Origin of the sequence: Geothrix oryzae, assembly GCF_030295385.1 — a bacterium.
Taxonomy (GTDB): domain Bacteria; phylum Acidobacteriota; class Holophagae; order Holophagales; family Holophagaceae; genus Geothrix; species Geothrix oryzae.
Map to the genome: position 1 here is coordinate 1,724,554 of NZ_AP027079.1, position 20,092 is coordinate 1,744,645.

Genomic DNA, 20,092 nt, shown 5'->3' on the forward strand with positions numbered 1-20,092 from the left:
GGGGCTCACTCCATCGGAAGGCTGATCCTCACGACGGTCCCCCGCTCCGTGGCCGCCAGGTGGGCGGTGCCCCCATAGGCGTTCAGCAGCTGCGCGCAATGGGGGAGCTCCGTCCCCGGCTGCCGGGCCGGGCCGGGTTCCGCGGGCCGCAGCTGCGAGAAGGGCTCGAAGGCCTGGTCGACCCGCTCCCGGGAGATGGTCCCGCCCTCATCTTCGAGTTCCAGCCGGAAGTGGCGGTTCCCTCCCCAGGAGCGGATCTGGATCCGGCCGGGTTCGCCCTGGCGGGCATGGGCCAGGAGGTGCCCCAGGATTTCGGAGAAATCCGTATAGACGCCGTAGATGAGATCCCGGGGGGCCTGCAGGTTGAGCTCGAGGGGATGGGCCTCCGAAAGCGTTCCGTCGGCCTGGAGGAACTCCAGCTCCTGGTTCAGCAGGTCATGCAGATGAATCCATTCGGGGGCGCTGGCTTCCCCCTGGCCCGCCCGGCGGAGGAGGGCCCGGACCAGGCTGTCCACTTGCGCGGTGGCCCGATGGATCTGTTCCATGGCCCGGTGGCAGGCCTGCCGGGCTTCAAGAGGGGGCAGCGCCCCTTCCTGGTCGATGGATAGGGACAGGGCCTGGCTCTCCGTCTTCAGGGTCTGGACCGGAACCTGGAGGCGCTGGGCCATCTGCAGGAAAAGTCCGCCCAGGGTGGCCTTCCGGTCCTGGGCGCCCAGGGCCCGCTGAGCCTCCTTCAGGGCCTCGTAGGCGGATTCCAGGCCTTCGTAGCTGGTGCCCAGGGCCTGGCTGGTCTCGTCGAGATGGGCGATCAGCTCGGCGTTCTCAAGGCTCACCTGCAGGGTGCCGGCATACAGGGCGGCCAGCTCGGTTTCGAAAGGCTGATAGGGCCGGTCGGCGCGATCCGCGGCGAGGAACCCCCAGAGGCGGTCTTCCCCGGAGCGGCTGCGGAGGGGGAGCAGGAACGCCTGGGCCCGGGGATTCCACAGCTGCAGCTCGATGCCCTGTTCCCAGGCGGCGGTCTGCCGGAGATCCGCATCGATGAGCACGCCCCCCGAAGGAAGGGTCTCGGCCTTGGTCACGAGCGGGTGGTCCAGAGGCAGCACCGCCGTGTCCTGGAACCCGGCGGGTCCCCAGACCAGTCCCTGGAAATAGGCGCCGCTCGGATGGAGGCGATAGGCGCTCAGGCGGTCGAGCTGCAGCTCCTCGCGGAACTGTCCCAGCACCCGGGTCAGGATCTCGCCGGCATCCCGCACGGGGATGATCTCCTTGCTGAGGGACAGCAGCCGGGACAGGTGGTTGCTGCGCTGCTCCAGGGCGCCCTGCGCCTCCAGGAGCTTCTGGTTGCCCTCCTGGGCTTCCCGCAGCTGGGCCTCCAGGTGCGCGACGACCTTCTGGCTGAACTGCCGCAGGGCCTCGCCTTCCCGCCCCTGCTCCAGGCGGTCCCGCTGGCCGCCAAGGTAGGACTCCACCTGCCCCACGAAGAGGAAGGGATCGATGGGCTTGGAAATGAACCCGTCGCATCCCGTCACCAGCGCGGTTTCGCGGTCGCTCCGCATGGTCTTGGCCGTGAGCGCGACGATCACGGTGTCCTTCAGATCGGCGTTCTGCCGGAGCTTGGTGGCGACCTCGAAACCCGACAGCCCCGGCAGGTTGATGTCCAGCAGGATCAGGGCGGGTTTGAGCCGGGAGGCCGCCTCGAAGCCCTTGAGGCCGTCTTCGGCCCAATGCATGTCGTACCCCGCCTGGGAGAGCAGCCGCTGCACCAGCCGCCAATTCATGGCGTTGTCCTCGATGCAGAGGATCTTGAGCGAGGCGGTCATGCGGAGGCCTCCCCGCACAGCGGCATCTCCACGACGAAGGTGCTGCCCTCGCCCTTGCGGCTGGTCACGCGGATCTGGCCGTTCATGAGCCCCATGAACCGCTGGCTGATGGCCAACCCCAGGCCCGTGCCGCCGAAACGCCGGGTGATGCTGCCGTCCACCTGCTGGAAGGGCTTGAAGAGGCGCTCCAATTCCGCGGTGGTCATGCCGATGCCCGTGTCCTCGATGCTGATCTGGAGCGACCCGGCGCCAAGGACCGCGGAGATGCGCACCGACCCGGCCTCCGTGAACTTGATGGCGTTGCCCACGAGGTTCGTGAATACCTGCCGGAGGCGGTTCCGGTCGCCCATGACGCAGGCTGCACCCTGGGGCCGCTGGTACACGAGGCTGATGGGGCGGTCCTGGATGAGGCCCGCCGCCATGGCCTTCACTTCGTCCAGCAGCAGCAAGGGATCCACCTCCTCCAGTTCCAGCTCCATCTTGCCCGCCTCGATCTTCGAAAGGTCGAGGATGGAATCGATGAGCCCCAGGAGCGAGCGGCCGTTCTGGTAGATGATCTGGAGATCCTCCTTCCCTTCCCGGCTCAGGCGGCCCTCCGGATCCTGCATCAGCATCCCCGAGAACCCGATGATGGAATTCAGCGGGGTGCGGAGTTCATGGCTCATGTTCGCCAGGAACTCATCCTTCAGCCGGTCGACTTCCTTCAACCGCTGGTAGCTGGTCAGCAGGCTGTCGTTCAGTTCCCGCAATTCCTGGGTCTTCTCCTGGACCTTCTCCTCCAGCGTGCTGGCCCAGGCGCGGAGCTCCTCCTGGCTCTGCTCCAGACCGCGGGTGCGCTCCTGGACCAGGCGTTCGAGGTTGGCCCGGATCTCCTCCAGTTCCCAGATGGTCTCCATGAGCTGCCGTGTGCGTTCCTGGACCCGGTATTCCAGCAGCCGGTTCTGCCGCTCGATCTCGTCCCGGGAGACCCGGAGCTTGTCGGTCATCACCTCGAAGGACTGGCTCAGATCCTGGATTTCGTCCCGGGTGGAGACCTTCACCGAAACGGTCTCGAAATTCCCCTGGGCCACCTTCTGGGCCGCCTCCGTCAGCTGGATCACGGGACGGAGGTAGCGGTTCGACAGGAAGACGGCGACGCCGATGCCCACCACCAGCGTCACCAGGCCCACCGCGAGGCTGGCCCGGATGTTCTCCCGCACGGCGCGCTGGGTCCCTTCGGTGGTGAAGCCGATGACCAGGCTGCCGACCTGGTCGGCCCGCGGCTCCTCGTAGAAGACCGGGGCCACGACCACGAGCATGTTGCTCTCGCCGCGGGTGTAGGTCTGGGACACGCCATCCTTGAGCATCTGCCCCATGACCCAGTCGGGCGTCGTGGGCGTGCTGTCCAGGGCCTCCCCTCCGGCCCCGTAGACGGCGCTGAACCGGAAGGAGGGGATGTTCTGGACGCCCTGGAGCACCCTGGCGATGTCCCGGGTGTTGCCCGTGCTCACCGCCGGGCTCAGGGCATAGCTGGCGGTCTCGGCCACCTGGCGGGCGCTCAGTTCCGCCTGGATTCGGATCTGCTGCTCCACCCAGCGCGGGTAGTACAGCAGGTTGAAGGCGATGAACGAGAGGACCAGGGTGCTGATGACTGCGCTCAGCTTGGTCTTGATGGAGAGACGGTACATGAAGGGGCGTCCGGGATCGGCTCCAGCCTAGCAGCCCGGCTGCCTGGCTCCATCCCGCTATAACTTGAAGATGTTCACTTCCCGGTTGAGCATGTGGACCTGCACGCCCAGCTGCTCCACCGCCCCGCTGGAGGCCTCGATGGCGCGCTCGCTCTCCACGGCCTTGCCCAGCACCCGGTTCATGGTCTCCTTCAGCGACAGGACATGGTCCTCCTGCCGCGCCAGGATCTCGTGGAGGCTGCTGGCGAGGGCGCGGACCTGCTCTGTGGCCCGGGCGATCTCGTCGCTGCCGGTGCTCTGCTCCTTGGTGGAGTCGCGCACCACGCTGGTGGCCTGCTGGACATTCATGGCCAGGGAGAGGATGTAGTTGCTGGTCTGCTGCTGTTCGGCGATGACCGAGCGGATGGTTTCCACCTGGTTGTGGATGTTGCGGTTGGCCTCGTGGATGAGCGAAGCCTGGCCCGCCTGCTGCAGGGTCTCGTTGAGGATGCTCTCCACCACGCTGTCGGTCTCGCTGATGGACTCCAGGATGGCCTGCAGGGCCTCCTCGCTCTGCCCCACGGACTCCGCCCCGTCCCGGACGGCGTCGAGCCCCAGTTCCACCTGCTGGTAGGCCTTCCGGATCTCGGCCTGGAGGGTGCCGATGATCTGCTGGATCTCCTGGGTGGAGCGGCCCGTCTGCTCAGCCAGCTGCTTGATCTCGTCCGCCACCACCGAGAAGCCCTTGGCCTGCCCGTCCCCGCCCGCATCGCCCTGGGAGGCGATGATGGCCGCGTTGAGCGCCAGCAGGTTGGTCTGCTGCGCGTGGTCTCCAATGTAGTCGAGGATCTTGGCGATGTCGGCCCCGAGCTGCAGCAGGGTCCGCGTGGTGCCGTGGAAGTCCTGGACGACCCGCTCGATGACCTGGATCTTCTCCCGGTTCCGTCCCACCAGCTCCATGCCGCGGGCGGCGTTGTGGATCACCTTCTTGGTGTAGCGCTGGGCGATCTTCACGCTGTCGTCGATGGCGGAGGTGCTCTGCTCCAGGTTTTCGGCGAACTCCTTGGTGTGGATGGCGTGGCCCGCGAGGTGGTCCACATTCTTGCCCACATTCTTGATGGCGCTGTCGAAGTCGCGGATGGCCGAGGTGATGCCCTCCACCACCATCAGCAGCTCGTCCATGCTCTGGTTGATCTGCTGCACGCTGGCGGCCATCTCCACGATGGTGGCGTTGGTGCTTTCGGAGGCCAGGCTGAGCTCCATCGAACTGGCGCTGATGCTGATGGAGGTATCCGTCAGCTCGTTGATCTCCTGGTGGAAGGATTCGATGAGCTCGCGCTGGCCGTGGCTGGACTGGCGGACGCCGTCCGCGGACTCCCGGATGGCGCTGGAGGCCTTGGCCAGATCCCGACTTGCCGAGCGGATCTGCACCACCATGCCCCGGAGGCTGCCGACCATGCGGCCGAAGCCCTGGCTGAGGGCCGCCACCTCGTCGTCGCTGTACACCGCCTCCAGGCTGTCGATGTGGCCTTCGCCCACCTGTCGGGCGTTGCGGCTCAGCAGCAGCAGCGGCTGCTGGACATCGCGCAGGATCAGCTGGATGAAGTAGATCAGGAAGATGGAGGACAGCACGAGGATGGCGAGGTTGGGCCGCAGGGCCTTCCAGACCGCGTCGGCATACTCGGCCTCGGGAATCACGGCCCTCAGCTCGGACCCGTCCGGCAGGGGCTGGACCACCAGAATGTCGCCGGCGCCGGCGATGCGGGTGCGGGAGCCGAGCACGGCGCCGCCCCGGCTGGCCGGCAACCGGAGGGACACGCCCCCGCCCGCGCCCAGCTTCAGGGTTCCCAGGAAGGCCTGGAGATCCTCGGGGGTGGTGTTCATCTCCTGGACGAAGGCCACGGAATCGGCTAGGTTCACCAGCTCGTTTTTTGCGTAACTGGTGACTTTGGTTCGGATGGAAGACTGGAGAGTAAGGCCGGACACCAGGATGGACAGGAGGACCACCCCGCCCGTCATCGCCATGATGCCGAAGCCGAACTTGGCCCGCAGGCTGGTGGAGAACCGCGCCAGCGATTCGTTGAACCCGGGCTCCCGCGCCAGCAGCTGGTAGACCTTCATCAGGTTCTGCTTGGCGAGGAAATACTGGCTGATGGCCGCCAGGGCGGCCATCACCACGAACATCAGCATGATGAGGAAGCTGACCCAGATGCTCTGTCCGAGGTAGAGCTTCACCCACAGGTAGGCGCCCACGCTGATGCAGGCCGCGAGGTAGAAGAACAGCAGGGACGAGGTCTGGGGGAACCGGGTCAGCGGGCGGTAGAGCTCGGGGCTGAGGGGCCCGTCGGCAAGGGACCGGCGGAGGTGCTCGATCTGGAGATAGGACCCCCCGATGGCCAGGGCGAGCAGCCCCAGGGCCCCGACCCCTCCCAGGAGGGAGAACCGGAAGTCCGGAAGCGAGGCGAAGAGGAACAGGAGCCCGATGGTGAACCCGAGGAACCAGATGAGCCCGGTGGCCAGGCGCAGTCGGGTGACGACCAGCGCGCGCACGGAGGCACTGAGCTGAACGGGGGTCTCCGTCCTGAGCTCAGGCCGGGGTCCAGAGATGGAATCGTGCCGCACCATACTCGCGTGTTTCGGCCAGAGCCCACCCTGTCTGTAATTCCAACATGGTCTGCCGGTCCGTTTCAAAGACCAGGACCCCGTCCGGGGCCATCCAGCCCCTCAACCGGCCTGCCATCCGACCCCAGAGGGCCGAGGCCTGATCGTAGGGCGGATCCAGGAAAATCACGGCCTGCCCGGTGAAAGCGGCCTCCGGAAGGCGCTGAAGGTCCGTCCGCAGCGGTTTGACCTCGGTACCTCCGGCATTGCGGAGCAGGCAGGACCAGCCAGGATCGGCGGCTTCCACGCAGGTGACGGGCGCATAGCCTCGGGAATGGGCTTCCAGGCCCACGGCCCCGGTCCCCGCACAGAGATCCAGGAAGGGGCCGGACGGCCACCGCTGGAGGATGGAGAACAGCGCCTCCCGCGCCCGGTCCGAGGTGGGCCGCACGCGCAGGTCGACCGGCGGCGGGGCCGTCAGGCGTCGCCCCTTCAGGGTTCCGGCGATGATCCGCACGGCCCCGGGCGCCGGCTCAGTAGGCCCAGCGCAGGAGCGTCGAACCCCAGGTGAAGCCGGCGCCGAAGGCCGACAGCACCACCAGGTCGCCCTTGGCCACGCGCTTCTCCTCCACCGCCTGATGCAGGGCCGTGGGGATGGTCGCCGTGGTGGTGTTGGCGTAGCGGTCGATGTTCACCATCATGCGGGCGGGATCCAGCTCCAGCCGCTTGGCGGCGGCATCCATGATGCGGATGTTGGCCTGGTGCGGGACGAAGAGCTTGAGCTCGTCGCCGCGGAAGCCGTTCCGGTCCATCAGCAGCCTGCTGTTGTCGGCCATCTCGCGTACGGCGTTCTTGAAGACCTCGCTCCCGGCCTGGTGGATGTAGTGCTCCTTCGCGGCCACGGTCTCGGCCGAGGCGGGCTTCAGGGAACCGCCGGCGGGCATGTAGAGGAAACAGCCGCCCGAGCCGTCCACCTTGTGCTCGAAGTCGAGGATGCCCAGGCCCTCCTCCACCCGCTCGACGATGACGGCGCCCGCGCCATCACCGAACAGCACGGAGGTAGCCCGATCCTCCAGGTTGATGATGGTGGACATGATGTCCACGCCCACCACGCCCACCCGGCGGACGCCACCCGCGGCCACGAGGCTGGAGGCCGTGGTGAGGGCGTAGAGGAAGCCCGAGCAGGCGGCGTTCAGGTCAAAGCCGAAAGCATTGGTCGCGCCCACCATGTCCTGGATGCGACAGGCCGTGGCCGGGAACAGGGTGTCGGGGGTCACGGTGGTGACCAGGATCAGATCCAGTTCCGTGGCCTTGATGCCGCGGTTGTCCAGGGCCATCTGGAGGGCCGGGGCCCCCAGCTGCGAGGCGCCGGTGCCAGGCTCCACCCAGCGGCGTTCCCGGATGCCGGTGCGGGTCCGGATCCACTCGTCGTTGGTCTCCATGATCTTGGAGAGATCGTCGTTGGTGACCACCCTTGGGGGAAAACATTGCCCAGTAGCAGTGATTCCAACGGGGGCGGCAAGGCGACGGTTCAAAGGAGCCTCCGATGACGAAACAGCCATCATCGCACGGACGGCCCCGCTCGTCAGCGCCTGTCAGTGCCCGTCAGCGCTCGGCGCGGAGGCGGTGCAGCAGCGCCAGCAGCCGATCCACATCCAGCAAGGGCAGGTCGCGTCCCTCCAGGCTGCACACCCCGGCGGTGAAGGCGCTGCAGGGATCCTCCTCGGACGAGGAACGCCAGCCCTCCTCCGGGGGGTCCAGCGTTCCGAACAGCCGCTCGAGGGGCACGCCCAGCCTCCGCCGGAAGACCGCCACCGCCGTGATGTCTCCGCCGGCCTCGGCGCAGTCCGGAAGGTCCTTCCAGGCCAGCACGGGCAGGAATTCGCCCTGGTGGATCACCACGCCCTGGATGCCCGGGGGGCCACCGGGGAGCCGGGTCACGGGCGCCGGGGCCACCACCTCCCAGAGGTCGGCGACGGAGAGCAGCATGTCCCGGCCCGCGGCCCGGACATGGAGAAGGGAGGAGTGCTCAGACACGGGCCACCCGCCGCATGAGGGAATCCATGGCCAAGCCCATGACGGCCTCCGGGTCCAGCACCCACAAGATGCCCTCGCCCTGGAGGCTGCCGCCCATGATCCCCTGGGCATGGGCCAGTTCCGGCAGGCTGCGCAGCAGGAGCTCCGTGCGGCCAGCCACTTCGTCCACCCCCAGGGCGATCTCCACCCCGTTGGCGGAGGAGGCGCCCTGCTGGCGGAGCACCACCACGAGGCGCTGGCCCGTGGAGGGCTCGGGCTGGGCCAGACAGGCCTGCAGGGATTCCATCGGCAGCTTCATGCCCAGCACCTCCACCCGGTCGCCCCCGTGGAGGGGGACTGGGCTGGCCTGGACGCGGACCACGCTGCCCAGCGGGATCCCAAAGGTCTGCCCGCCGCTGCGGACCTTCAGGCAGCTGATCACGGCACGGGATAGCGGGAGGGTCAGGCGGACCAGGCTGCCGCGTCTGGGCTCGCTGGAGATCTGGATCTCCCCGCCCAGGCCCTCGATCTCGGCCCGGACCACATCCATCCCGACGCCGCGGCCCGAGATCTCCGAGGCCTGCTCCTGGGTGGAGAACCCCGGCTCGAGGGTCAGGCGGTGCAGGCGCTCGGGGGTGTGGACCTGCCCCTCCTTGAGCAGCCCCATGGCGATGCCGCGAGCCTCGATGCGGGCCAGGTCGAAGCCGCGTCCGTCGTCCCGGAGGTCGAAGCGCAGGTTCCGCCCCCGCTGGGAGGCCGAGATCCTCAGGGACCCGCTTTCGCTCTTGCCCTGGGCCGCCCGCTCCGAAGGGGTCTCCAGGCCGTGGTCGAGGGAATTGCGGATCAGGTGCAGGAAGGGTTCCGTGAGGCGTCCGAGCAGGTTGCGCTCCAGCTCGAGATCCCCGCCATAGAAGGCCAGCCGGACGGGCTTGCCCGTATCCCGGCTGAGGGTCTTCACCATGGGCTCGATGCGGGAGAAGAGGCTCTCCACCTTCACCATGCGCATCTGGAGCAGGGATTTCTGGACTTCCAGGAGCCCGGCCTCCATTTCCCCCATGATCCCCAGGGGACGCTCCCGATCCGCGCCGCTGCCCTGGCGCATGATCTGGCTGACGGAATCCCGCAGCTGCGCCACCTCCATGAGGCGGGCCTCCAGGGCCTCCACCCGCTGCGCCGGGAGCCTCAGCACCTCCATGTCCGGGATCGGGGGCGCCGAGGGCATCGGCTCCGGCCCCGATTCGACGGGCGGAGGTTCCGGGGCCGGAGCGGCTGCGGCGGCCCGGACGCTGGCCGGCACCCGCTCGGGGTCGGCCAGCCGCCGGGTGCCGATGAACTCCTCGGCCGGGATGCCCAGGGCCTGGTCCTCGACGGAGGGCGCGGCGACCAGCAGCAGGAAGGCCAGCCCCTCCCTTCCTTCCGGCACCTCCCAGGGCAGCGTGGAAATGAGCTCGCCGCTGGCCGCCGCCGCCTCGCTCAGCGCCCGCAGGCGCTCGTCGAAGGTGGCGAAGTCCAGGCAGACGGCGAGGCTGTGGATCGGCGTACCGGCCAGCAGCACGGCCGTCACCCGGGTGCGCTCATAGTCCGACAGGCCCTTCAGGACCTCGGGCGGCAGGTCCAGCAGGGAGGTCAGATCCTGGGTCCCGCCTTCCGAGGGGCGCGCCAGGGCCTCCAGTTCACCCAGCTGCCGCCGGAGCCCGCGCAGGTAGTCCTCGGGCTCCGGCCGCCCGCGCCGGAGCCCGGCCAGGCCGGACTCCAGGGCCTGGATGCCCGATTCGAGCGTCTCGATCAGGGAATCCGTGGACCGGAGGCGGCCCTTGCGCATCAGGTCGAAAATGTCTTCCATGCGATGGGCGGCCCGGCTGAAGCTTGGGAAACCCAGCATCCCGGCCATGCCCTTGAGCGTGTGGGTCGTCCGGAACAGGGCATTGACCGAGGTCTGCACCACATGCGGCGGCTGGGGGGTCTTCAGCGTACCGAGGGTCTTCCGGGCCTGCGCGAACAGGTCCTCCCACTCTGCCCAGACATCGTCGAAGGATGGATCCAAACGCAACTCCTGACACCCCGATTCGGCACCGGGCCGCCGAATCTGGAATCTGGTCGGGATGGCCCGATCCGCCTTCCCGGATCTTCTCGTGATCCCGGTCCGCGACCATCCGATACTGTCCGGATGCGCACCCTCGCCGTTCTCCCCTCCCGCTTCCAGGCCTCCCGGTTCCCCGGGAAGCCCCTGGCCCCCATCGCCGGGAAGCCCATGATCCAGTGGGTTTTCGAGGCCGCCCAGCGGGCCGCCGGGGTGGACCGGGTGGTGGTGGCCACGGATGACGACCGCATCGCGGCGGCCGTGCGCGGCTTCGGGGGGGAGGCCGTGATGACGGACCCTGCCCTGCCCTCCGGCACGGACCGCACGGCGGCGGCCCTGGAGGCCCTCGGCGAGCCCTTCGATTGCGTGCTGAACATCCAGGGCGACGAGCCCGCCATGCACCCCGACACCGTCGCCGCAGTGGTGGCCCTCATGCGCGCCCAGCCGGACCTGCCCATGGGCACCGCCGCCTGCCCCTTCGCCCACGCGGACGACCTGTTCAACCCCAATGCAGTGAAGGTGGTGGTGGACGACCGCCAGCGGGCCCTCTACTTCAGCCGCAGCCCCATTCCCTACCTGCGCCATTCCTCGATCTTCGAGGCGGACTTCCGGCCCTGGCTGAAGCCGGACCAGCTGCGCCACTTCAAGCGGCACCTGGGGCTCTACGCCTACCGGCCCGACGCCCTGCGGGCCTTCACGGCCCTGCCGCCCCACCCCCTCGAGCAGCTGGAGATGCTGGAGCAGCTCCGGGCCCTGGCCGCCGGCATCCCCATCGGCGTGGCCCAGACGCCTTTCCTGAGCCTGGGCGTGGATGTCCTCAGCGATGTGGCCGCCGTGGAAGCCCTGCTCCGGGAGCGGGGCCTCGCGCGCTAGCCGGTCCAGACGCGCTAGACTCGAAAGCCGGGACGCGTGCCCGTTCCTTGCCAGGAGAAGCCTGTGAGCCACCATAAAGTCGTCGTCGTCGGAACCGGCCCCGCCGGCTACACCGCCGCCCTCTACGCCTCCCGCGCCAACCTCGCCCCCCTGGTGTTCGAAGGCGCCCAGCCCGGTGGCCAGCTCACCATCACCACCGAAGTCGAGAACTTCCCCGGCTTCCGCCAGGGCATCGCCGGTCCGGCCCTGATGGACGAGATGCGCGAGCAGGTCCTCCGGTTCGGCACCACCATCAAGTCCGAGACCGTGCTGAAGGCCGACCTCCAGAGCCGCCCCTTCAAGCTCACCACCGACAAGGGGGACTACACGGCCGATGCCGTGATCATCGCCACGGGTGCCTCCGCCAAGTGGCTGGGCATCGGCAAGGACGAGGCCCTCTCCCGCTCCGGCGGCGGCGTCAGCGCCTGCGCCACCTGCGACGGTTTCTTCTTCCGCGGCAAGGAGATCGCCGTGGTCGGTGGCGGTGATACGGCCATCGAGGAGGCCACCTTCCTCACCAAGTTCGCCACCAAAGTCCACCTCATCCACCGCCGGGACAAGCTCCGCGCCTCCAAGGCCATGCAGGACCGCGCCCTCAAGAACGAGAAGATCCAGCCCCACTGGAACCAGACCGTGCTGGATGTGGTCACGGCCACCCACGAGACGCCCATGGGCGAGAAGGTGGAGAAGATCCGCGCCCTGAAGCTCAAGGACACCGCGAACGGCGCCGAGTCCGAACTCCCGGTCGAAGGGCTCTTCGTGGCCATCGGACACCAACCCAACACCGGCCTCTTCGCGGGCCAGCTGCCCATGGATGAGACCGGCTACCTCCAGGTGGAGAAGGGCTCCAGCCGCACCTCCATCCCCGGCGTCTTCGCCTGCGGCGATGTGCAGGACCATGTCTACCGCCAGGCCATCACGGCCGCCGGCAGCGGCTGCATGGCCGCCATCGACGCCGAACGCTGGCTGGTCGAGCAGGGTTTGGCCGAGTGAAGGCCCCCTGGCGTGAATGAACAGCACCTCGAACCCCTGAAGCCGCACCCGGAGGGGCGATCCCTCCGGGCCGAGGTGCACCTGGGGCGCATCGCGCGGAACCTGGATCGCATCCGCTCTGCCTCCGGGGGCCGGGAGATCTGGGGCGTGGTGAAGGCCAATGCCTACGGCCATGGCGCCGTGCCCGTGGGCCGGGCCCTGGAGGAAGCGGGCGTCCACGGCCTCGCCGTCTCCAACCTGGAGGAGGGGCTTGAACTGCGCCAGGGCGGCATCGAATGCCCCATCCTCGTGCTGGGCGGCCTCCGGCCTGAGGCTCTCCCCGCCGCCAGCGCCGAGGCCCTCACCATCGCCGTGGTAGGACCCGAGCATCTGGCCGACTATGCGCGGATCCTCCCCCAGCATCCGGTCCGGCTCCACCTGAAGCTGGATACAGGCATGGGGCGGTTCGGCCTGCTGCCTTCTGAGCTGGGGGACTGCCTGCCCGACCTGCGGCGGCTGGGCGCCTGGATCGAAGGCGTCATGGGCCACTTTGCCACGGCGGACGACCCGGACCAGGGCTTCGCCCACCGCCAGCGCCGGATCTTCGATGCCTGCCTGGCACAGCTCGCGGACGCGGGTATCCATCCGGCCCAGCGTCACCATGGCAACAGCGATGCCTGCCTGCGTGGCCTGCTCGACCAGGACACCCATCTGCGGCCCGGCCTGGCCCTGTTCGGCCTCACCACGATTCCCGAGGGGCACGCCCTGGGGCTGGAACCCGCCCTGGAGCTGGTGGCGGAGGTGGCCCGGGTGAAGGCCATGCCCGCCGGCGCCACCGTGGGCTACGGCCGGACCTTCGTGGCTCCCCACCCCCTCCAGATCGCTACGCTGGCCTGCGGCTACGCCGACGGCTACCGGCGGGACCTCGGGAACCGGGCCATGGTGGGCTTCCAGGGGCGAACCTTCCCCGTGGTGGGCCGGGTCTCCATGGATTACCTCACCGTGGCCCTGCCCCTGGATGTGCCCATCGCCCCCGGGGATCCCATGGTGCTCTACAGCGCCGACCCTTCCGCTCCCCACGGGCTGGAGCGCCTGGCCCAGACCCTCGGCACCATCCCCTACGAGCTGACCTGCGCCCTCCACCGCCGCATCACTCGTCGTTTTTTTCCCTAATCGATCGATGAACTGCACTACCATGGGGGCTTCCGCCTACGGCCCCCATGAACCTGCTGGTCATCTCCCGCCATGACGATCTCGTCGAGCGCCTTCGCATGGCCTTCGAAGGGGCCGGGCACCGCATCCTGCATGTCGGCGACCCCCTGGAGGCCCTGGCGAAGGATGCCTGGAGCGAAGCCCATGTCCTGCTGGTGGATGCCGGCGGGGACCCCATGGACGGCTATCGGCTCTGCCGCCTCCTCCGCGGCGAGACCCGGATCCTCTTCCGGAACCTCCCCATCTTCGTGGTGGTGGATCACCCCCCCACCGAGCAGGACCAGGAGGCGCTCCGGGAGGTGGGGGGCGACGGCTTCATCCCATCCCGCCACACGATCCAGCAGCTCCTGAACCACCTCGGCCCGGTGATCACCGGGGCCGCGACCCGCGGCGAGGCCGAGCGCGTTCCCGTGCTGGCCCTGGGCCTCCATCCCGGGCTCGCGTTGAAGGCCCGGGACCTCCTGCACCACTTCCTGATGGAGGTCCACACCCCCCCGGCCCGCAATGCCGCCGAGGCCCAGCGCGTCCTGAAGGCGCCGGTGCTGCTGCTGGGGCTCACGGGAGGGGTCTCGGGCGCCCTGGCGCGGCTGGAGCATCTCCGCGACCAGGGCTGCCTGCCCTATACGATCCTCGTGGGCCAGGTGAAGGGCGAGGCCACGCAGCGCAAGTTCCTCCTCGCGGGCGTTTCGGACTGGGTGCCCGTGCCCCTCTCCGCCCCACGGCTCCTCCACGCCTGCAGGCGCGCCATCGAGTGGGTGCATGTCCGGCGCATCCAGGGCGAGTATGAATCCGCCATCCACGATCTCCGCGAGCGGCGCAGCATGCTGGAGATCGAGGCGGCGGCGCTCCGCAACGAGGTGCTGACCGACCCGCTCACGGAGCTGCTCAACCGCCGCGCCTTCGACCAGAACCTGGAACACGCCGTCCGCCAGTGGGAGCGGCACCGCCGGGGCTTCGTCCTGCTCCTCGGGGATGTGGACCACTTCAAGCTCATCAACGACCGCTTCGGGCACCCCGTCGGCGACGAGGTGCTTCGCCAGCTGGCCGTCCGCATCCGGTCCGCGCTCCGCCGGTCCGACCTCGCCTTCCGCATCGGCGGCGAGGAATTCGCCGTGCTGCTGACCGAGACCAGCCTCAAGGCCGGCGCGGAAGTGGCTGAGAAGCTGCGCCGCCGCATCGACGAGGACCCCATCGCCCTGGCCACCGGGCAGACCCTCTTCCCCACCATGAGCTTCGGGGTGGGCGGCCCCGGCAGCCAGAACCCCGCCGACCTGCTGGCGGTGGTGGACAAGGCCCTGTACCAGGCCAAGCGCCTGGGCCGCAACCGCGTGGCCGTGGCGGAGGGCGGAGGGCGTCCCCCGCGGACCCTCAGCGCCGGAAGCTGAAGAGATCGCCCAGACCCCTCAGGGTCAGCGTCAGATCGATGCGGTCCTCCCGCCCCCCGGAGACCAGGGCCTTGTTCACGGCCACATGGGTGAACTTAAGCACATAGGCCACGCAGGGTTCCACATAGGCCAGGGCCACCTGACTGGAGGCGAAGCCGCTCTGGTGGAAGTCGTAGTTGGCGCTGAATTCCAGGCGGAGGCGGTCATCCCAGAAGCGCTGGACGCCACCCACCTGCAGGCCCTTCTGCCGCACCAGAAAGCGGTTGATGCCCGTGGAGAAGTAGGCCAGGTTGAAGCGGCTCCCATCCTGGGCCTTCACATCCAGGCTCAGGGCATTGTCGGAGCCCCCGGCGCCCAGGTCCGAGGACCGTCGGAGGCTGATCCGCAGGCGCTCGTCGGGCTCCACATCCAGGTCCGTGTCCACGCTGGACCAGCCCTTCTTGTAGCGCCCGTCGCTGAGGATGATGGGCGAGGCGTGATAGCGGGTGGCGATCCGCAGGCGCGCGAGATCGGCGAAGCCGGAACCCGAGCCCGGCCGGCCCAGGACATGCTGTTTGAGGCCCAGCTCGATGCTCCGCTCGCCGGAGGCGCTCTCGTTGACGCCCGGGAAGGAGTCCACGGTGTCGAAGCGCGGCAGGGCGCCAGCCTCCGAGTACCGGCTGGTCTCGGTGAACCCGAAATAGGGTTCCGCCACATGCTTCAACTCGCCCTTGTAGCCGAAGAGGGAAAAGTCCTTGAAGCTCCGGCCCACCTGGGGGCCCGAGAGGCGGAGGTGCCCCGAGGCCAGGAACCGCGTCGCCGCGGCGCCATCCACCTGGAAGGGGCTGGTGGCCGGATTCACCGCCGTGTCGCTGCTTCCCCCCTCGGCATCGAAGACCGGGGAGCTCAGCGAGGCGCTGTAGTGGGTGGCGCGGCCCATGACCTCGAGGTCGGCCCGGAAGGGGCCCCACTGGCCCAGGCGCCCGTGCAGGCGCGTGTTGGTGTCCTGGCGGTCCCAGGCATAGGCCCGATCGGGCGTGGTGGTGCTGCCTTCGACGCGGTAGGCGAAGCGCCCCAGCCGCACGCCGCCGTCCAGGTAGAGCTGCGCGCCCAGCGCCACCGGAAAGAACCGGAACTCGCCCTGGGGCAGGGTCTGCCGCCGGAGGGAGGCCGGAAAATCCGGGCTGTAGAAGGGATCGCCCTGATCCGTCGTGAAGAAGAAGCTCCGCTGCTCCGCCGCCGAGAGGCTGAGGCTGCCGAAGGTGAAGCTGCGCCCCAGGTAGAGGGCCGAATCGAAGGTTGTGGCCCCCAGGTAGCCGATGCCCTTGCCGAAGTCCGCATCCACCAGGTTGTCCGAGGCCTGGTTCACATCGGCGGTCAGCTGCCAGCCGTCTTCCCGCTGCCAGACCTCGTTCAGCGAGTAGCGGTAGCGGTGGGTATCGAGGCTGCGCTGGTGGATGGTCTGCCCGGACAGGCTCCCCTGGTGGGTCAGGTCCGGCCGCCAGCGCATCTCACCGCCCCAGAGGACGCCCTCCTTGCTGAAGTATTCCGGCGCGAGGGTGGCATCCGCCGAGCTTCCCAGCACCTGGTAGTACGAAAGCCCCAGGGTGGAGCCGAAGGCGCTCGAGAGTCCCAGCTTCGGAGGCAGCAGGCCCGAGGTCCGCTCCGCCTGGGCCGGGTAGAGGGCGTAGGGCAGGTAGAAGATGGGCACGGGCCCCATCTGGACCCGGGCATTCCACAGGGTCGCGAAGCCGTCGAGATCCACCTTCAGGGAGGAGAGCCGCGCCTTCCAGCCAGGCCGCTCTTCCGGGCACGGACTCAATTCCACGCTGTCGAAGGACCAGGTCCGCAGGGTGGTGAAGGCCACATGGGAGGAGCGGAGGGTCCAGGTCGGAGGCAGGTCCATCTGGAGCGCCCAGGCCTCGCCGGACCGCCGTTCCCAGTCCATCTCCAGCCGTTCGCTGCGCAGGCGCAGGCCGGGGCCCTCCAGGCGGATGTGGCCCGAGGCCACCAGGCGCCCTTCGGAAATGCGGTACTCGATGTGATCTGCCAGGAGCAGCAGGCCCTCGGCCTGGATGGCGCCCTGCTCAAGGATCCAGACATCCCCCTGTTCGCGGACCCGCTCCCCGCGCCAATCGAAGGGCACGCGGGAAAGGCCCGGACCCGACTCCACCTGGAAGGGCCTCAGGGGAAGCAGCTCCGCCAGGGTGGGCGCCTCCAGCGGGGCGGGAACGGGAATGGGGGGCGGCCCCTGCGCCGCCAGCAGGCACGGCAGGGCCCCCAGCAGCAGACCTCGGGTCTTCCCGGGGATGGCCATGAGTTGGTCAGTGATGGTGCGGCAGCAGCCGCGCGCTGAGCAGGAAGATCCCCACGCCGGAAAGCAGGGCCACCGTGCTGCGGAACCCCGAGACCTTCTGCACCTCCGGCAGCAGATCCGAACTGGCCACATAGAGCGCCAGCCCGGCCGTGAGCCCCAGGACCGGCCCCGTGGGGAGGTTCAGGAGGGACTGCCCGGCCGAGCCCACGAGGGCCGCCAGGGCCAGGGTGCCCGCTGCGAGGAGGGCGCCCCGGTTCCCGAATCCCCGCACCAGGAAGATCGAGGCGATGGTGCCGCCTTCGGGGATGCGGTGGAACAGGATGCCGAGCACCACCAGCGGGCCGAGGTTGCTGTGGGTGGCCAGGGCCGCCGCAATGGCTACGCCATCCATGAGGCTGTGCAGGGACAGCCCGATCAGGGCGAGCACCCCGCTGAGGGGCGAGCCGTCCTTGTGGGTTTCCTCACCGTAGTGGAAGTGGAGCGTGATGCCGTGCTCCATCACATGGACGAGCAGATAGCCCGCCAGCACCCACAGGGCGTTGGATTCCCCGCCCTTGGCCTCCAGGCACTCCGGGATGATGCGGACCACGGTCACGGAGAGCAGGTAGCCCGCCGCCACGCCGGAAAGAAGGCGCATGAACTGGGCCCGCCCCTGGAGGAACCGCACCACGCCCCAGCCACCCAGGAGGGTGGCGAGGGAGGCGAGGGGGGCCAGCCAGTAGAGGGACACGGCCGGCTACTCGGCCTTGGCCTTCTTGGCCCGGGTCGTCTTGGGCTTGGGCTTTTCTTCCGCCGTTTCGGCCTTGTCGGCCTTCTTGGCGGGCGCCTTGGGGGCCTTGGCTTTAGGCGCGGCCTTCTTCTTGGCAGGAACTTCCGCCGTCACGGCCGGCTCGGAAACGGGAGTGGGAGCCGCGGCGGGTTCGGGCGCCGAGGTTACCTTCGCGCGGGGAGTGCGCTTGGGCTTGGCCAGATCCTTGACCGGGTCCACGGGCGCTTCGGGCGCAGCCACGGCCCGAGCCGCGGCGCCGATCCGCGGACGGGGACTGGGGGTCAGCAGGCTGGCCACCAGGTCCGCCGTGACCTTCGGAGGTTCGGGCTGAGGGGCGGGTTCCGATCGGTCCTCGCGGGTCTCGACCGGGGTCGTGCCCTCGCCGTTCCGCTCGGCTCCGCCCTTGCGGCGACGCCGGCGGCGCTTGCGCTTGGCACCTTCGCCCTTGGGCTCGTCGCCAGATTCCTCGGTCCCCTCCTCGGACTCCTCGTCCTCGGGCTTGGCGCTCTCGAACAGGGCCCGCAGGCGCTCTCGTTCATCCAGGGCCGCCCGCTGCAGATCGCGGCGGTCGTATTTGAAGGCTTCCTTCTTGGCTTCCTTGGGACCTTCGCCATGCACACCCAGCGCCTTGTCGAAGGAGATGGGGCTGTCGCCACCCAGCACCACCGTCTCCTCTTCCGGGGCGCCCTTCTCCCGGTGCGGCTTGGCAGCGGCAGGCTTCTCGGCCGGGGCCTCCTCTGCCCGCTCGATCTCGGCGGCCATCTCGCCATAGCCCATGGACCAGTCGGCCAGGATGAGGATCTTCGCGCCGCTCTCCTCCTCCATCTGCGTCAGGTCGCTGCGCTTCTCATTGAGCACCGCGGCGGCGATGGCCGGGGCCAGTTTCACGCGGATCTCCCCGATGCCGCCCTTGGCCAGGATGCCATGGAGCTTGCGGACCACGGAGAGCGCCATCGCCTCGATGGTCTTCACCTTGCCGGTGCCGGCGCAGGTGGGGCAGGACTCGTGGTTCACATGCTGGAGGCTCGGGCGGATGCGCTGGCGGGTCATGACCAGCACGCCGAAGCGGTTGATCTTCCCCACCTCCATGCGCGCCTTGTCGGCCTTGAGACAGTCCACCAGCTTGTCCTGGACGGAGCGGATGTGGGACTCGCGCTTCATGTCGATGAAGTCGATGGCGATGAGGCCGGCCAGATCGCGCAGGCGCAGCTGGCGGGCCACTTCCTCCGCGGCCTCCATGTTGGTCTTGAAGGCCATGTCCTCCACGCCGTCGCCGGAGGTCTTGCCGCTGTTCACATCGATGGCCACCAGGGCCTCGGTCTGATCCAGCACCAGGGCACCGCCGCTGGGCAGAGGCACCTTCCGGCCGTAGACGCGGTCGATCTGTTCTTCCAGCTGGTAGCGGGTGAAGAGGGGCTTCTTGCCCGTGTAGTGCTTCAGCACCTCGAGGTACTGGGGCATGGTGCGCTTGAAGAAGGACTGGGCGGCATGGAAGGTGTCCAGGTCGTCGATCTGCACTTCCTCCACATCGGCGCTGAAGGTGTCGCGCAGCGTGCGGGTGACGACATCGTCCTCCTGCCACACGAGCCCGGGGCCGTGACGGTGCTTGTAGCGGTTCAGCACTTCCTTGTAGGTGTCCAGCAGGTACTCCAGGTCGCGCTCGAAGTCTTCCTTCGTCACGCCCAGACTGGCGGTGCGGACGATCACGCCGATGTCCTCGGGAATCTCCAGGGTGTCGACGAGCTGCTTGAAGTGGCGGCGCTCTTCGGTGCTCTCGATCTTGCGGCTGATGCCGTTGACGGGGTTCCCGGGGGTGATCACCAGGTAGCGGCCCGCCAGGCTGATCTGGCCGGTCATCATGGCGCCCTTGCTGCCCAGTTCCTCGCGCACGGCCTGGACCAGGATCTCCTGGTCCCGCTGGAGGACATCCTGGATGCGGCCCCGGCGACCGTCGCCGCTCATCTCCCGGGGGAGCTCCCCGAGGGGCAGGAAGCCGTTCTTCTGACCGCCGAAGTGGACGAAGGCGGCCTGGAGGCTGGTGTCCACGCGGACGACCCTGGCCTTGTAGAGGTTGCCTTTGATCTTTTCGTTATGGAGAAATTCGACATCGTAATCGAACAGGACACCGTCGATCAGGGTGGCCACGCGGATCTCTTCCGGATCGGTGGCGTTGATCATCATCGTTTTCTTGGGATTCAAGGATTCTCCTGTGGTTCCCAGGGCTGCGGCTGGCGCAGGGTGTGCGCGGCGGCCTTGCATGGGGTTGGATTCGGGATGGGAGGTCGGGAAACCGAAGGGGGCCCTGCCCTGTCTTCGGCCACCCGGTAAGGAATAAGGGGATGGTCGCAATCCGCGAAAGCAAAGGGCGTGGCCTCGATTTGCC

At 68.6% G+C, this 20,092-nt stretch carries 14 protein-coding genes; 4 read left to right on the forward strand and 10 right to left on the reverse strand.

Annotated features, from left to right (window positions below):
* Nucleotides 1-5: 5 nt before the first annotated feature.
* From QUD34_RS07915 to QUD34_RS07945, 7 genes are read right to left on the reverse strand one after another with little or no spacing between them, the layout of a single operon-like run.
* Nucleotides 6-1,820 carry a response regulator gene (locus QUD34_RS07915; protein WP_286353148.1) on the reverse strand — a complete coding sequence of 605 codons (1,815 nt, stop codon included), beginning with the start codon at nt 1,818-1,820 and terminating at the stop codon, nt 6-8.
* Nucleotides 1,817-3,487 carry a sensor histidine kinase gene (locus QUD34_RS07920; RefSeq protein WP_286353149.1) on the reverse strand — a complete coding sequence of 557 codons (1,671 nt, stop codon included), beginning with the start codon at nt 3,485-3,487 and terminating at the stop codon, nt 1,817-1,819. Before QUD34_RS07920 ends, QUD34_RS07915 begins: the two co-directional genes overlap by 4 nt.
* A 57-nt stretch (nt 3,488-3,544) precedes the next feature.
* Nucleotides 3,545-6,016 carry a methyl-accepting chemotaxis protein gene (locus QUD34_RS07925; RefSeq protein WP_286353150.1) on the reverse strand — a complete coding sequence of 824 codons (2,472 nt, stop codon included), beginning with the start codon at nt 6,014-6,016 and terminating at the stop codon, nt 3,545-3,547.
* A 37-nt stretch (nt 6,017-6,053) separates the two neighbouring features.
* A complete protein-coding gene (locus tag QUD34_RS07930) occupies nt 6,054-6,584 on the reverse strand; it encodes an RsmD family RNA methyltransferase (protein ID WP_286353151.1) in 531 nt (176 codons plus the stop codon).
* A 16-nt stretch (nt 6,585-6,600) separates the two neighbouring features.
* Entirely contained in the window at nt 6,601-7,632 is a 1,032-nt protein-coding gene (locus tag QUD34_RS07935; RefSeq protein WP_309568501.1) for a beta-ketoacyl-ACP synthase III, read from the reverse strand.
* A gap of 40 nt (nt 7,633-7,672) precedes the next feature.
* On the reverse strand, nt 7,673-8,104 hold the full coding sequence (locus QUD34_RS07940) for a chemotaxis protein CheW (protein WP_286353153.1): 432 nt from the start codon (nt 8,102-8,104) through the stop codon (nt 7,673-7,675).
* Entirely contained in the window at nt 8,097-10,127 is a 2,031-nt protein-coding gene (locus QUD34_RS07945; RefSeq protein ID WP_286353154.1) for a chemotaxis protein CheA, read from the reverse strand. Before QUD34_RS07945 ends, QUD34_RS07940 begins: the two co-directional genes overlap by 8 nt.
* A 123-nt stretch (nt 10,128-10,250) precedes the next feature.
* On the opposite strand from QUD34_RS07945, the gene kdsB reads away from it, so the two are divergent.
* The 4 genes from kdsB (at nt 10,251) to QUD34_RS07965 (ending at nt 14,644) form a co-directional block, all read left to right on the forward strand.
* Nucleotides 10,251-11,036, forward strand: coding sequence for a 3-deoxy-manno-octulosonate cytidylyltransferase (kdsB, locus tag QUD34_RS07950; RefSeq protein WP_286353155.1), 786 nt, complete (start codon nt 10,251-10,253; stop codon nt 11,034-11,036).
* A 63-nt stretch (nt 11,037-11,099) separates the two neighbouring features.
* Nucleotides 11,100-12,068 carry a thioredoxin-disulfide reductase gene (gene trxB / locus QUD34_RS07955; RefSeq protein WP_286353156.1) on the forward strand — a complete coding sequence of 323 codons (969 nt, stop codon included), beginning with the start codon at nt 11,100-11,102 and terminating at the stop codon, nt 12,066-12,068.
* A gap of 12 nt (nt 12,069-12,080) precedes the next feature.
* Entirely contained in the window at nt 12,081-13,220 is a 1,140-nt protein-coding gene (gene alr, locus QUD34_RS07960; protein WP_286353157.1) for an alanine racemase, read from the forward strand.
* Nucleotides 13,221-13,267: 47 nt separating this feature from the next.
* On the forward strand, nt 13,268-14,644 hold the full coding sequence (locus QUD34_RS07965) for a GGDEF domain-containing protein (RefSeq protein ID WP_286353158.1): 1,377 nt from the start codon (nt 13,268-13,270) through the stop codon (nt 14,642-14,644).
* On the opposite strand, the gene QUD34_RS07970 is transcribed toward QUD34_RS07965, so the two are convergent.
* The 3 genes from QUD34_RS07970 to QUD34_RS07980 are packed head-to-tail and all read right to left on the reverse strand — an operon-like array spanning nt 14,628 to nt 19,908.
* Nucleotides 14,628-16,940 carry an LPS-assembly protein LptD gene (locus QUD34_RS07970; RefSeq protein ID WP_286353159.1) on the reverse strand — a complete coding sequence of 771 codons (2,313 nt, stop codon included), beginning with the start codon at nt 16,938-16,940 and terminating at the stop codon, nt 14,628-14,630. The two genes, QUD34_RS07965 and QUD34_RS07970, sit on opposite strands and share 17 nt — an antisense overlap.
* A 7-nt stretch (nt 16,941-16,947) precedes the next feature.
* Nucleotides 16,948-17,670: a ZIP family metal transporter gene (locus QUD34_RS07975; protein WP_286353160.1), complete on the reverse strand. Its 723-nt coding sequence runs from the start codon at nt 17,668-17,670 to the stop codon at nt 16,948-16,950.
* A 6-nt stretch (nt 17,671-17,676) separates the two neighbouring features.
* Entirely contained in the window at nt 17,677-19,908 is a 2,232-nt protein-coding gene (locus QUD34_RS07980) for an Rne/Rng family ribonuclease (protein WP_286353161.1), read from the reverse strand.
* Nucleotides 19,909-20,092: the final 184 nt, after the last annotated feature.

Coding starts and splice junctions, on each gene's coding strand:
- kdsB (WP_286353155.1), top strand. CDS start 10,251: ATGCGCACCCTCGCCGTTCTCCCCTCCCGCTTCCAGGCCTCCCGGTTC.
- QUD34_RS07935 (WP_309568501.1), bottom strand. CDS start 7,632: ATGATGGCTGTTTCGTCATCGGAGGCTCCTTTGAACCGTCGCCTTGCC.
- QUD34_RS07920 (WP_286353149.1), bottom strand. CDS start 3,487: ATGTACCGTCTCTCCATCAAGACCAAGCTGAGCGCAGTCATCAGCACC.
- QUD34_RS07970 (WP_286353159.1), bottom strand. CDS start 16,940: ATGGCCATCCCCGGGAAGACCCGAGGTCTGCTGCTGGGGGCCCTGCCG.
- QUD34_RS07965 (WP_286353158.1), top strand. CDS start 13,268: ATGAACCTGCTGGTCATCTCCCGCCATGACGATCTCGTCGAGCGCCTT.
- QUD34_RS07915 (WP_286353148.1), bottom strand. CDS start 1,820: ATGACCGCCTCGCTCAAGATCCTCTGCATCGAGGACAACGCCATGAAT.